Origin of the sequence: Variovorax sp. Sphag1AA, from assembly GCF_014192575.1 — a bacterium.
Classification (GTDB): Bacteria; Pseudomonadota; Gammaproteobacteria; order Burkholderiales; family Burkholderiaceae_C; genus Variovorax.
Window position 1 is genome coordinate 1,048,174 of the sequence record NZ_JACHYC010000001.1, and the last position, 12,974, is coordinate 1,061,147.

The following is a 12,974-nucleotide window of genomic DNA, read 5'->3' on the forward strand; positions in this document are numbered from 1 at the left end:
CTCCCCGGCCATCGCGCCAAATTGGGAGCGCTCCGCAGCCATCTGGCTGCGGATCGAAAGGAACGACGATGAAGAAGGAAAGCCCACCGACCAAGCCCGCCAAGACCGACGCGCCGGAAAAACCCGCCGACAAGACGCCGCCGAAGGTGCCTGACGCCGATATCGAGTACGAAGACACCACGCACGACGACGACAACGTCCAGCAGTCCGGCCGCAGCGACGCCAGCGTGCCGCCCGACACGCAATAGCACCCCGCTGCCCTGATTCATTTCCAAATTGAATCGCGGCATGTCCCGATTCAATTTGACGCTGCACCGGCGGTTTTTGAACACTCGCCGGATGCAGGAACAACGAATTGCCTTCTACAAGGGACCGGCCGGCGGCTGGGGCGCGTTGCGCAGCGTGACCAACGCGCTGCTCAAGCAGGACATCCCGATCAAGGGCGCACGGACGATGCTGTCGGCCAACCAACCCGACGGCTTCGACTGCCCCGGCTGCGCCTGGCCGGACCGCAATCACAAGTCCAGCTTCGAGTTCTGCGAAAACGGGGTCAAAGCCGTGGCAGCCGAAGCCACCGCTCGCCGCGCGGGCCCCGAGTTGTTCGATCGCTACACCGTTGCCGAGCTGGCGAAGCAAAGCGACTTCTGGCTCGAAGACCAGGGCCGTCTGACGCACCCGATGGTGTATGACGCCGCAAGCGACAAGTACCGTCCCATCGAATGGGACGACGCCTTTGCGCTGATCGCGCGCCATCTCAATGCGCTGCCCGATCCGAACCAGGCGATCTTCTACACCTCGGGCCGGGCGAGCAACGAAGCCGCTTTCCTGTACCAGCTCTTCGTGCGCGAGTACGGCACCAACAATTTCCCGGACTGCTCGAACATGTGCCACGAGCCCAGCGGCAGCGGCATGCGTCCGCAGATCGGCGTGGGCAAGGGCACGGTCACGCTCGACGATTTCGAGAAGGCCGAGGCGATCTTCATCTTCGGCCAGAACCCAGGCACCAACCATCCGCGCATGCTCGGCGAACTGCGCGCCGCCCACCGCCGCGGCGCGAAGATCGTGAGTTTCAACCCGCTGCGCGAGCGCGGGCTCGAACGCTTTGCCGACCCGCAGGACAAGCTCGAGATGGCGACCATGAGCTCCACGCCCATCAGCACGCACTACTTCCAGCTTCGCGTGGGCGGCGACTTCGCGGTGGTCAAGGGGATGATGAAGCACCTCATCGAGCGCGAGGATGCGGGCGATGCGGTGCTCGACCACGCCTTCATCGCAGAACACACCACTGGTTTCGATGCGGTAGCCGCCGACCTCCGCGCCGAATCTTGGTCACTGCTGGAACACGAATCGGGCCTGACCGAAGCGCAGATCCGCGCCGCGGCCGATGTGTACCGCAACGCAAAGAGCGCGATCGTCTGCTGGGGCATGGGCATCACGCAGCACGTGCACGCCGTCGCGACGATCCAGATGCTGGTCAACCTGCTGCTCATGCGCGGCAACATCGGCCGCGAAGGCGCAGGCCCGTGCCCGGTGCGCGGCCACAGCAACGTGCAGGGCGACCGCACGATGGGCATCTGGGAAAAGCCGCCCGCCGCATTGCTCGACCGCCTGGGCGCAGTGTTCGGCTTCGAGCCGCCGCGCAACAACGGTTTCGACACCGTGGAATCCATCCGCGCGATGCTGTCCGGCAAGGGCAAGGTCTTCTTTGCGCTCGGCGGCAACTTCGCGGCTGCCACGCCGGACACGCCGACCACCTGGAAGGCACTCCAGAAGTGCGACCTCACGGTGCACGTCACGACCAAGCTCAACCGCAGCCATGTGGTGCATGGACGCGAGGCGCTCATCCTCCCCTGCCTCGGGCGTACCGAGGTCGACATGCAGGCCAACGGCCCGCAAGGCGTGACGGTCGAGGACTCCATGGGCATGGTGCACATCTCGGGCGGCATCAACCCGCCGGCATCGGAGCACCTGCTGTCGGAGCCCGCCATCGTCGCGCGGCTCGCGGCTGCAACCATCGGTCATCGCAGCAAGACGCCATGGCTCTGGCTGATCGAGGACTACAGCCGCATCCGCGACCGCATCGAGGCGGTGTTCGACGACTTCCACGAGTTCAACAGCCGCGTGGCCGTGCCCGGCGGCTTCCGCCTGCGCAACGCGGCCAGCGAGCGCGTCTGGGAGACGCCCACGCGTAAGGCGAACTTCGCCACGCATGCCGTTCCGCAGGACACGCCCTCGCACCTCGCGCGGGCGCGCGTTCGCGATGCAGTCGTGTTCACGCTGCTGACCACGCGCTCGCACGACCAATACAACACCACGATATACGGCATGGACGACCGATATCGCGGCGTCTTCGGCCAGCGCCGCGTGGTGTTCATCAACAAGGACGACATCCGCGCGCTCGGCTTCAAGGACGGCGACTGGGTCGACATCCGCACCGTGTGGGACGACGGCGAGGAGCGGCGCGCAGACCGCTTCCGTCTCGTGGCCTACGACATTCCGCGCGGCAACCTCGCGGCCTACTACCCGGAGACCAATCCGCTGGTGCCGCTCGACGCAGTTGCCCGCAATGCGGGTACGCCGGCTTCCAAGTCGATCCCGGTGATCCTCACCTTGCACGAACTCGCGCCGGAACCCCAGGCCATCGCCGAAGAGGTGACGGTTTGAGCGCGCTCATCGACGACATGCCGCTGGCGCAGCTTGCACCGCCGTTGTCGCGGCACGCGGTGCAGGTGGTCGGCGAAGCCAATGCCCCCGCAGCCGGCCGCTTCTGCGACGACATGCTGGCAGCGGAAGTGCCGGTCGCGCTGGTGTTCAACGGCATCTCGCACGCAGTGATGATGGCCACCCCGGTCGATCTGGAATCTTTCGCGCTCGGCTTTGCGCTGAGCGAAGGGATCATCGATCACGCGCGCGATTGCCGCGACATCGAGGTCCGCGTCGTCGACGCGGCAGACGCCGGACTTCCGGAAGGCCTCGACGGCATCGAAGTGCACCTCGACATCTCGCCCCGCTGCTTCGAGCGCCTCAAGGGCCGCCGACGCAGCATGGTCGGTCGCACGGGCTGCGGCGTCTGCGGCGTCGAGAGCTTCGCGGCACTCGATCTCGCCCCCTCTCCAGTCGCACGTCGCGCATGGATCGACCGCGTCGATCTGCCGACGGTCCTCCGTGCCTTCGCCGCATTGCCGGCGCGCCAGGTGCTCAACGCCGAGGCCGGGGCGATCCACGCCGCCGGCTGGTCGACGCTGAGCGGCGAACTCACCGACGTGCTCGAAGACGTCGGCCGCCACAACGCGCTCGACAAGCTGCTCGGCACGCTCGCCCGCGCCGGCCGCTTGAGCGAACCCGGCTTCGTCGTGATGTCCAGCCGCGCGAGCCACGAGCTGGTGCGCAAGTGCGCCCGGGTCGGCATCGCCGCGTTGGCGACCATCTCCGCGCCGACCGCGACCGGCGTGCAGGTGGCGGAGCTCTCCGGGCTGCGCCTGTGGGGCCTGTGCCGTGCGCCACGCGGCGTGTTGTACGCGCCCGGCACTGCCGCTTACTGAAGCACTCATCGGGCCGATGCGGATGGCGCATCGGCCCGATTCATGTCCAATCCGCTGCACATCATCCAACAAGGGATTTGCGGCATGAAGATTGGCAAAGTCGTTCTCGGGGCACTGGCCGTGGTCGTGGTGGCCGGTGCAGCAGGTTGGTTCAGCCTGGACAAGGAAACGCGCGGCCTGCTTGCCACGCTCCCGACCAACCGCGACGTGCTGTTCTGGAGCCAGCCGCAGCGCGACGCGGCCTTCCGCGCGCTCGACCGGCTTCCGATTCTTGCCAAGGCGCGCGTGGTGCCCGCCGGCGGCACGCCCTCCCCTCTGCCGCCGGGCCCGCCGCTGGCCCTTGCGGTGGATCTCGACGCCTACATGGCGCAGCAACGAAGCGCCGCGATCGTGATCCTGCACGACGGCAAGCTGCGCCTGGAACGCTATGCCCTCGGCTTCGACCGCGATGGACGCTGGACCAGCTTCTCCGTTGCGAAGTCCATGACATCCACGCTGCTGGGCGCCGCGGTGCGCGACGGCAAGATCCGAAGCCTGGACGACAAGGTCAGCGACTACATCCAGGAGATGAAGGGCTCGGCCTATGACGACGTCAGCATCCGGCAACTGCTGACCATGACCTCTGGCGTGCGCTGGAACGAGGACTACGCCGATCCGGACTCGGATGTCGCGCGCTTCAACAACCACCAGCCCGAGGAAGGCGTCGATGCGCTGGTGAGCTATCTGCGCAAGCTGCCCCGCGCTGCGCCACCCGGCACGCGGTGGAACTACAGCACCGGTGAAACCAATCTCGTGGGCATTCTGCTGAACCGCGCAACCGGCAAGCCGCTGGCCGACTACCTGTCGGAAAAGATCTGGATCCCAGCCGGCATGGAACAGAAGGCCACCTGGATCCTCAGCCGGACCGGCCAGGAGATCAGCGGCTGCTGCCTCCAGGCCGCCACGCGCGATTTCGCGCGATTCGGACAGTTCGTGATGGGCGGTGCGAAAGTGGGCGGCCAGCCCATCGTGCCCGACGACTGGCTGGCGCAGGCGACCACCCGCCAGGCCGACATCGGCCGCCCCGGACGCGGCTATGGCTTTCAGTGGTGGACCTATGACGACGGCAGCTTCGCGGCGCGCGGCATCTTCGGGCAAGGCATCTTCATCGACCCCAGTCGCAAGCTGGTGATCGCATCCAACGGCGACTGGGCCGGTGGCGCCAACGACCGCATCGACGTCGAGGCGCGGGAGGTCTTCTACAAGGCCGTGCAGAAGGCCATCGACGACGAGGCCGCAGGCAGGAGCAAGGCCGGCGGCTGAGTCCGGCTGTAACACCGCTTCGCGCACAGGCGCATGAGGCTTCGTCCGACAAAAGGACGGAGCGCACTGCATCAAACCTACCTTCTGCGAATTTCCGCAGGCATGGTGGAGTGCGTGATGAGCGCCATGGAAACCTCAGCAGCAGAAGCACGCGGCGGCTATCGGCGCTTTTTCGCCTGGACCGCCGGCATCTCGCTGCTTCTCATGCTCGCGATGATTGCCCTGGAGGTTGTCTTTCCCCAGGGCATCCGGATCTCGCCGCAGCCTTCGTCCATCCTGGCCGACGCACTGGGGACTCATGCGGGAACGATGGAAGTCGACATCTACGACTTCCAGCTCCTCATCATGGTCGTCTCGCTGGTGTCCTGCGTGGCCTCGATCGTCGGGCTCCTCGTCGTGGCCTTCATCGATTCGATCGAGTCACACAAGGCGCGTCGCCGGCGCGCGATCGAAGCACGACTGCGCCATCCCACGGCCTGGAACCCGAAGGAAAGCGTCCCCGTACGCCGAACACCACCTCGCAATGCCCGCCTGCGCGCGTTACGAGAAGCGGTGCACGAGCTCGAATAGATCCTGCTCAGCGCAGATCGGCAACGCTGCAGGTCTGCTCCTTGCCGCCGGGGATCTGCACGAACGCCTCCGGCCCCTTCTGCCAGAACAGCGCATCCCCCTGCGGCGTGGTCGCGGTGTAGCGCGCGCCGGAGGCGGAACGCGCGATGGTCAGCACAAGGCTGCTGCTATCCGGCAGCGCAAGAAGCGCCAGCGGCGGCTCCACGTTCACGAAGGTGGCCTTGATGTCCATGCCGTCCGGGCAGCGCACCGAGGCCGGCCCGTGGCTCACGCCCTGCTTGTCCTGGCTGCGCGCCGCCGCGAACCGGGTCCGCAACTCGCCGATGCGCACCATGTAGCTGTCCCGGATGCAGGCGTTCGCGTCAGCGGCCTTCCAGCAGTCGTTGCGGCCCTTGATCCAGCCGCGCTGATAGGCGACGAGTTCCTTCTTCTCCTTCGCCCCAAGACCGCGCGTGCTTGAGGCCAGCCGGTAGAGCCGCGCGGTCTCGCGATCGAGTGCCGCGAGCGTGTCGTCCTTGCAGACGGCCTCCTCGGCCGCGCCCGAAGGCGTGGCGCAACTGAAGCTCGGCGAAGCTGCCATGGCCGGCGATGCCGTGGTCAGCAAGAGAGAAAAACCCATCGCAGCGAATGCCCAGCGGCTGACGTGCATCAGAGAGTCCTTTCCGGCTTCGCGCCGACGATCCACAATCGACGCCCGCACCCGCGGGATCGGCGGGCCATCATATTCGGGGACTTCATGACACTGACGATTGCACAAAAGCGCGCGGCCTTCCGCGCCCTTCATGAGCAGGGTTGTTTCATCCTGCCCAATCCATGGGATGTTGGCAGCGCGCGATTCCTGCAGAGCCAGGGCTTCAAGGCGCTTGCGACGACGAGTTCGGGCCACGCATGGTCGCAGGGCCGACGCGACGGCGGGGAAACGCGCGAGGCGGTGCTCGCACATCTGCGCCAGATGGTCACCGCGACCGACCTGCCGGTGAACGCCGATTTCGAGAACGGCTTCGCGCGCGATCCACAAGGCGTCGCGCAAAGCGTGCGCATGGCGATCGACACCGGCGTCGCGGGGCTGTCGATCGAAGACTCCACCGGCGATCCGGCAGCGCCGCTTTTCGAGCTCGATGTCGCGGTCGCACGGCTGCGTGCGGCGCGTGGCGCGATCGACCAGGAAGGCGGCGACACGCTGCTCGTCGGCCGCGCCGAGAACTTCTTCGCCGGCCGCCCTGATCTCGACGATGCGATTCGCCGGCTCAAGGCCTATGCCGATGCGGGCGCGGATTGCCTTTATGCGCCGGGCATCCGTACGCGCGAGCAGATCGCGGCGGTGGTCGCCGCGGTCGCGCCCAAGCCGGTCAACCTCCTGGTCGGCGGGACCAGCGATCTCACGCTCAAGGACATCGAAGCGCTCGGCGTGCGGCGCGTGAGCGTCGGCGGCGCACTTGCGCGCGCCGCATGGGGCGGCTTCATGCGCGCCACTCGCACGCTGGCCGAGGGCCGCTTCGACGGCTTCGCCGACGCGGCCTCGGGCGCCGAGCTCAACGACCTCTTCCGCTAGGCTCAGTCGAGCCGGATGTTCGCGTCCTTGACGATCTTTGCCCAGCGCGGTGAGTCGCGCGTCATCAGCGCGAGCAGTTCTTCGGGCGTGCTGCCGACCGGCTCCATGCCCATGTCGGCCAGCCGCTGCGTGATCTCGGGCCCGCGCACCTGCGCGGCGATCACGCTCGACAGCTTCGCGACGATCGGCGCTGGCGTGCCGGCGGCGACGAACATCCCCATGAAGCCGTTCGACTCGAAGCCCGAGTAGCCCAGCTCGCCCAGCGTCTTGAGCTGCGGCAGCGGCTTGAAGTGCTGCGTACCGGTCATCGCGATGAAGCGGAGGCGATCGCTCTTGAGCTGCGCATTGGCGGTCGACTGGTCGACGAAAGCCAGGTCGAGCTGCCCGCCCAGAAGGTCTTGCAGCATTGGCGCCGCTCCCTTGTAGGGCACATGGATGAGGTCGATGCCGGTGCGCATCTTGAGCAGCTCGCCATGCAGGTGCGACGAAGTGCCGCTGCCGTACGAGCCAATGCTGAGTTGCCCCGGCTTGCTCTTGGCCAGCGCGATCAGCTCCGGCACCGACTTCACCGGCAGCTTCGACGACACCGCCAGCAGATCCGAACCCAGCGCCATCAGCGACACCGGCGTGAAGTCCTTGCTGAAGTTCACCGGGATGTTCGGCATCAGCGCGGGCAACTGGATCATCGAAGTGAAGCCCAGGTACATCGTGTAGCCGTCGGCCGGCGACGCCAGCACGTTCTGCGCGGCGATGATGCCGGAGGCACCGGCCTTGTTGTCGACGATCACCTGCTGCCCCATCACCCGCCCCATGCCGACCGCGAGCGAGCGACCGAGCAGATCGGTGCCGCCGCCAGGTGGGCCGGGCACGACGATGCGCATGGGCTTGTCCGGGAAGTTGCCTTGCGCCCGTGCTGGCGAGACGCCAGCGGTCAGCGCGCCGCCGGCAGCGAGCGAGATGGTCGAGAGCAGGAATCGCCTGCGGTCGATGCGTTGCATGTCTTGTCTCCTTGTTCGATGTCTGGATGCCCGGCTCAGGCGTGCTCGCGTTCCTGAAGCTCGCGCCACGCGATCTTTCCGGTCGGGCCCTTGGGCAGGCTGTCCACGATCTGCACGATGCGCGGTGCCTTGTAGGTGGCCATGTGCTCCTTGCACCAGGCCAGGATTTCGTCGCTGCTGTCGCGCGCATCGGGCTTGAGCGAAACAACGGCCTTGACGGTCTCGCCGCGCCGCTCGTCCGGCGACGAGATCACGCAGGCTTCGAAGATCGACGGATGCGCATTGAGCATGGCCTCGACCTCGGCGGGCCAGACCTTGTAGCCCGATGCGTTGATCATCCGCTTCAGGCGGTCGCGCATGAACACATAGCCTTCTTCGTCGATGCTCGCGAGGTCGCCGGTGCGGAAGAAGCGCTTCCCGTCGATGACGACAAAGCTCTCCGCATTGGCCTTCGGATGGTTCCAGTAGCCGAGCATCACCTGCGCGCCATGCACCGCGATCTCGCCGACCTCGCCCTGCGCGACCGGCTGCTGCGTCTCGGGATCGAGGATGCGCAGGTCCACGCCGAAGGTGGGCACGCCCAGGCAGGTGCGCTTGGGCTTGTGGACCGGGTTCGTGCACAGGAACGACGCCGTCTCGGTCAGCCCGTAGCCTTCGACATAGTCGAGCCCGTACCGCTGCTTGAGGATGTCGTTGATGTGCTGCGGCGTCGCTGCGCCGCCGCCGGTCACCATTTCGAGGCTCGTGAGATCACGCGACTCGATGCCCGGTTGCGCGAAGAAGTCGACCAGCATCGCCGGCAACGCGCCCCAGAAGGTCACGCGATGGCGCTCGATGAGGATCGCTGCCGCTTCGCGATCCCAGCGCGGCAGTAGCACCACCGTCGCACCGACGTAGATCGCCGCATTGACGTTGGTTTGCAGGCCCAGCAAGTGGAAGAGCGGCGCGACTGCCAGGAACACCGTCTCCGGATGCACCCGCCGCCACAGCATCGAGCCGACGAACGATGTGCTCACCGTGCGGTGCGTGTGCACGCAAGCCTTGGGAGCGCCGGTCGTGCCCGAGGTGTAGGGCAGCATGCAGAGATCGTCCGGGCCGGCCTGATGCGGCGCAGGCTCCAGATTGCGGTCCAGCGCATCCTGCCAGCGCACGAAGCCCGCAGGCAGCGCATCGGCGGACGAGCGCTCGCGCACCCATGAAGGAATCGGCAAACCGGCATCGTCATCGGTGAGGGCATCGCCGTGCGCATGCACCACCACGTGCGCAAGCGGCGTGCTGCCGACCAGCGGCAGGATGTTGGGCAGCAACTCCTGACCCACGAAGGCCGCGACCGCGCCGCTGTCATTGGCGATGTGGCGGATCTCGTCTTCCAGGAGCATCGCGTTGACCGGCACGAAGCACGCATCGGCGCGCAAGGTCGCCAGATAGGCGGCCACGAACTGCGGGCAGTTCTGGCTCACGACCATCACGCGATCGCCGCGCTTCACGCCGCAGGCCTGCAAGTAGCCGGCGATGCGCTCGACGTCGCGCAGCAATTCCTCATAGCTGATCGCGCGGCCGAAGAACTGGATCGCCGTCTTCTTGGGAAAGCGGCGCGCAGCCACTTCCAGGTGATAGAAGACGCTGGTCTGCGGAATGTTCACCGCGGGCGCGAGGCCCCGCTTGGCATGGCGCGGATCGAGCCGCAACGGGCCGGTCGGGCGTTCGATCACGCGCGGCGGTGTGGGATGGGGATGGCTGTAGGCCATGTCTTTGTCTCCTGTTGTTGCCGCCGCTCAGAAGGCGGTGTCGCCATCGAGCAAGCGTCGCGCGATGGTGCGGCGCTGGATTTCCGAAGTGCCGTCCGGGATACGCATCGTGCGCACGAAGCGGTAGCCCTCTTCCAGCCTCAGTTCGTTGGTCAGGCCCATGCCGCCATGGATCTGGATGCAGCGGTCGAACACGCGACCTGCCGCTTCGGTCGACGCCGCCTTGACGATCGACACCTCCTTGGTCGCCGCCCTGCCCTGATCCACCAGCCATGCGCAGTGCTGGATCATGGACTTCGCGGCGTAGATGTCCATTGCGCATTCGGCCAGCATGATCTGCACCGCCTGGTGCTCCGCGATGGGCTGACCGAAGGTCTTGCGCACTTTCGAATAGGCCAGCGCCTGGTCGAGCGCCCAGCGCGAGAGGCCGAGGCACGATGCAGCCATGCTGAGGCGCCCGGCGTTCACGCCATCGAGCGCCACGGACAGGCCCTTGTCCACCGGACCGAGCCGGTGCGAATCCGGCACGCGCACCTGGTCGAGCGTCACGATGCCGATGTCCGCACCCAGATGGCCCATCGTCGGGATCACGCTCGGCACTGCGAAGCCCGGCGTGTCGGTCGGCAGGAAGAAGCCGGTGATGCCGCCCTTGTGTGCCCGCGCCTTTTCCTCATCGGTCACCGCGAAGACCATCGCGCAGTCGGCATAGGGCGCGTTGGTGATCCACTGCTTGGTGCCGGTGATGACCCAGTCGTCGCCATCGCGCACAGCGCGCGTGCGCATGCCAAACACGTCCGAGCCCGCATCCGGCTCGCTGAGGCCGAAGCACAGCGTCTTCTCGCCACTCGCGATGACATCGTGGTGCTTGTCGAGCACCGCCGGATCGAGATGCCGCAGCACCGGCGTCAGGCCGTTCGTAAACGGCGACGGCAGCACCACCGTCTGGATCAGGTGCCGCGACGGCCCCACATGCGCGTTGAGCCTCTCCTGGATGTACGCCGCGGCCTGCGCGCCGAGCCCGCCGCCGCCGATCGATTCAGGGGCAAGCGCGGTGTAGAAGCCCAGTTCCGCCGAACGCATGCGGACCTGCTTGCGAAGCTGGGTGACCTTCGGCGCGTAGCGGCCGTCCTCGGTGTAGAGCGTCCGTTCGCTGCCGAGCAGCGCGCGGTATTCGTGTTCGAGCGGCGCGACCTCGCGGTCGATGAAGCGGATCAGCGAATCGCCGATCTCGACCCACTCGCTGGGGATGGTGAAGTCCATGTCTATGTCTCCTCGGCTCAGCGGAACGCGCCGATGCCCATCAGCTCGCGCCCCTGGATCAGCGCGAGGATTCCGTTCATGCCGTCCGGCACCTGGAACATGCGCGCATCACGCCACATGCGTTCGATGCCGAGTTCCTGGCTGATGCCCATGCCGCCGTGCACCTGCATCGCGAGCTGGATCGCGCGTTCGCAGGCTTGCGTTGCAAAGCGCTTCGCCATCGCCGAGCTGCCATTGGCACGCACGCCGCGGTCGATCGCATCGAGCGCGCTGTAGCACATCAGGCGAGCGCTGACGATCAGCGTCTCGATCTCCGCGAGGTCCTGCTGCACCAGTTGATGCGCGCCGATGACCTTGCCGAACTGCTTGTGCGTCTTCGCGTGTTCCAGCGCGAGGTCGAAGGCCTTCTGCGCGAGGTGCACGCACATCAGGCCGATGAGTGGCCGGTTGCCGTTCCAGGCGAGCGTGAGCGTCTTCGCCGCATCCCCGGCCTCGCCGATGATGTGACCCGCCGGTACGCGCGTGGCTTCGAACACCACTTCGCTGAGGTGCCCCTGCTGCAGCCCCATCACCGGGGTTTCGCGTACTTCGTATTCGCACTGGCTGCGATCCATCAGCACGCGGCGTCCCATCGAGCGGCCGTTCTCGTCGGTGCCCAGCGTGCACGAGACGTTGATCACATCGGCCACGGAGGCGTTGGTGATCCACATCTTGCTGCCGGTCACGTAGGCCCAGTCACCATCGATGCGCAGCTTGGTGCGCACCGCGCCCGAATCCGATCCCGCACCCGCTTCGGTGTTGGCGGTGCAGGCGATCTTGCGGCCGGCGATCAGGTCGGGCAGGTAACGGTTGCGGATGTCCTCGGGGCAGCCCGAGTGGATGCGCGAGATGGTGCCCTCGTGCGAGATCAACGACAGCCCGACCACCGGCGGGAGCTGCTCGATCATCATTCCGTAGTCGAGCATCTTCAGCCCGCCACCGCCCGCTTCCACGGGAATGCGCGGCGCCGTGATGCCGAGTTCGGCGAGCACGGCGTAGATCTCGAGCATCGCGGACTTGGGCAGCGGCTTGTCGACCGGGTGGCGCGCAAGCACCGGCTCGATGCGCTCCTGCGACGAACGCCGGACGGCCTCGACCATCATCTGCTGGTCATCGGTCTGTGAGAAGTTCATGGTTGTCTCTGCTCTCTGTCTGTTCTTCAGGCGCCGCGGAACTCCGGCGGACGCTTCTGCGCGAAGGCCTTGCGGCCCTCGATGCGGTCCTCGCTGTCGCGCAGCAGGCCCCAATGCAGGTTCGATTGCTCGATGAATTCGCGCGGCGCGAGGTGCGCGGTCTGCACGGCGAGGCGCTTGATGGTCTGCACCGCGAGCGGTCCGTTGCCCGCGATGCGCTGGGCCACGGACATCGCGCGATCCATCAATGCGGCGGCGGGAACCACGTCGCTGACAAGGCCGATGCGTGCGGCTTCCTGCGCGTCGATGCGGTCGCCAGTCAGCGCGAGCTTCATGGCGTGCGCAGCGGGGACCGCGCGCAACAGGAACTGCACGCCGCCCACGGCGGGGATGCTCGCGACCTTGGCTTCCGGCAGCGCAAAGCTCGCAGCCTCGGAGGCGATGCGCAGGTCGCATTGCAGTGCCAGTTCCAGACCGCCGCCGAGGCAATAGCCGTGGATCGCCGCGATCATCGGCTTCCACAGTTCCAGGTCGCTCAAATCCACGAGCCGCGTGTAGCCGCCCATGCGCGTCTCGGCATCGCGACCGCGCAGGTTGCCGGCCACGAAGCCGGTCGACGGCGGGAGGGTCGCCTTGAGGTTCGCGCCGGTGCAGAAGGCGCGATCACCCGCACCGGTGAGCACGATGACCCGCACACGGTCGTCATCGCGGCATTCGGCGAGCCGCCGGCGCAGGTCCAGCAGGTCATCGACCGCCAGCGCGTTGAGCGACTCCGGCGCGTGCAGCGTGACCACGGCAACGTGGCCTTCGGTGCGGTACTGGATCGACAT

The 12,974-nt window shown here is 66.9% G+C and carries 12 protein-coding genes; 6 read left to right on the forward strand and 6 right to left on the reverse strand.

Annotated elements, in window-relative coordinates; genetic code table 11:
• Positions 1–68 precede the first annotated feature (68 nt).
• The 5 genes from FHW64_RS05125 to FHW64_RS05145 all read left to right on the forward strand — a co-directional run bounded on the left by FHW64_RS05125 (position 69) and on the right by FHW64_RS05145 (position 5,414).
• On the forward strand, positions 69–248 hold the full coding sequence (locus FHW64_RS05125) for a hypothetical protein (RefSeq protein ID WP_184523655.1): 180 nt from the start codon (positions 69–71) through the stop codon (positions 246–248).
• Between the two features lie 91 nt (positions 249–339).
• Complete coding sequence (locus tag FHW64_RS05130) at positions 340–2,664, forward strand: FdhF/YdeP family oxidoreductase (protein WP_184523657.1); 2,325 nt, start codon at positions 340–342, stop codon at positions 2,662–2,664.
• Positions 2,665–2,681: 17 nt separating this feature from the next.
• The gene (fdhD, locus tag FHW64_RS05135; RefSeq protein ID WP_184524275.1) at positions 2,682–3,542 is read left to right on the forward strand and encodes a formate dehydrogenase accessory sulfurtransferase FdhD; all 861 of its coding nucleotides are present in this window, start codon (positions 2,682–2,684) and stop codon (positions 3,540–3,542) included.
• Between the two features lie 84 nt (positions 3,543–3,626).
• On the forward strand, positions 3,627–4,844 hold the full coding sequence (locus FHW64_RS05140; RefSeq protein WP_184523659.1) for a serine hydrolase: 1,218 nt from the start codon (positions 3,627–3,629) through the stop codon (positions 4,842–4,844).
• A gap of 117 nt (positions 4,845–4,961) precedes the next feature.
• The gene (locus tag FHW64_RS05145; protein ID WP_184523661.1) at positions 4,962–5,414 is read left to right on the forward strand and encodes a hypothetical protein; all 453 of its coding nucleotides are present in this window, start codon (positions 4,962–4,964) and stop codon (positions 5,412–5,414) included.
• 7 nt (positions 5,415–5,421) lie between these two features.
• On the opposite strand, the gene FHW64_RS05150 is transcribed toward FHW64_RS05145, so the two are convergent.
• The gene (locus tag FHW64_RS05150) at positions 5,422–6,063 is read right to left on the reverse strand and encodes an MliC family protein (RefSeq protein WP_260303648.1); all 642 of its coding nucleotides are present in this window, start codon (positions 6,061–6,063) and stop codon (positions 5,422–5,424) included.
• An 87-nt stretch (positions 6,064–6,150) separates the two neighbouring features.
• On the opposite strand from FHW64_RS05150, the gene FHW64_RS05155 reads away from it, so the two are divergent.
• Entirely contained in the window at positions 6,151–6,966 is an 816-nt protein-coding gene (locus FHW64_RS05155; protein ID WP_184523663.1) for an oxaloacetate decarboxylase, read from the forward strand.
• A gap of 2 nt (positions 6,967–6,968) precedes the next feature.
• On the opposite strand, the gene FHW64_RS05160 is transcribed toward FHW64_RS05155, so the two are convergent.
• Genes FHW64_RS05160 through FHW64_RS05180 form a run of 5 tightly spaced genes read right to left on the reverse strand, consistent with a single transcriptional unit; the run spans position 6,969 to position 12,974 of the window.
• Entirely contained in the window at positions 6,969–7,964 is a 996-nt protein-coding gene (locus FHW64_RS05160) for a tripartite tricarboxylate transporter substrate binding protein (RefSeq protein ID WP_184523665.1), read from the reverse strand.
• A 35-nt stretch (positions 7,965–7,999) separates the two neighbouring features.
• Entirely contained in the window at positions 8,000–9,712 is a 1,713-nt protein-coding gene (locus tag FHW64_RS05165) for a long-chain fatty acid--CoA ligase (RefSeq protein ID WP_184523667.1), read from the reverse strand.
• 27 nt (positions 9,713–9,739) lie between these two features.
• The gene (locus FHW64_RS05170; protein ID WP_184523669.1) at positions 9,740–10,972 is read right to left on the reverse strand and encodes an acyl-CoA dehydrogenase family protein; all 1,233 of its coding nucleotides are present in this window, start codon (positions 10,970–10,972) and stop codon (positions 9,740–9,742) included.
• Positions 10,973–10,989: 17 nt separating this feature from the next.
• The gene (locus tag FHW64_RS05175; protein WP_184523671.1) at positions 10,990–12,144 is read right to left on the reverse strand and encodes an acyl-CoA dehydrogenase family protein; all 1,155 of its coding nucleotides are present in this window, start codon (positions 12,142–12,144) and stop codon (positions 10,990–10,992) included.
• Positions 12,145–12,170: 26 nt separating this feature from the next.
• On the reverse strand, positions 12,171–12,974 hold the full coding sequence (locus FHW64_RS05180) for an enoyl-CoA hydratase/isomerase family protein (protein WP_184523673.1): 804 nt from the start codon (positions 12,972–12,974) through the stop codon (positions 12,171–12,173).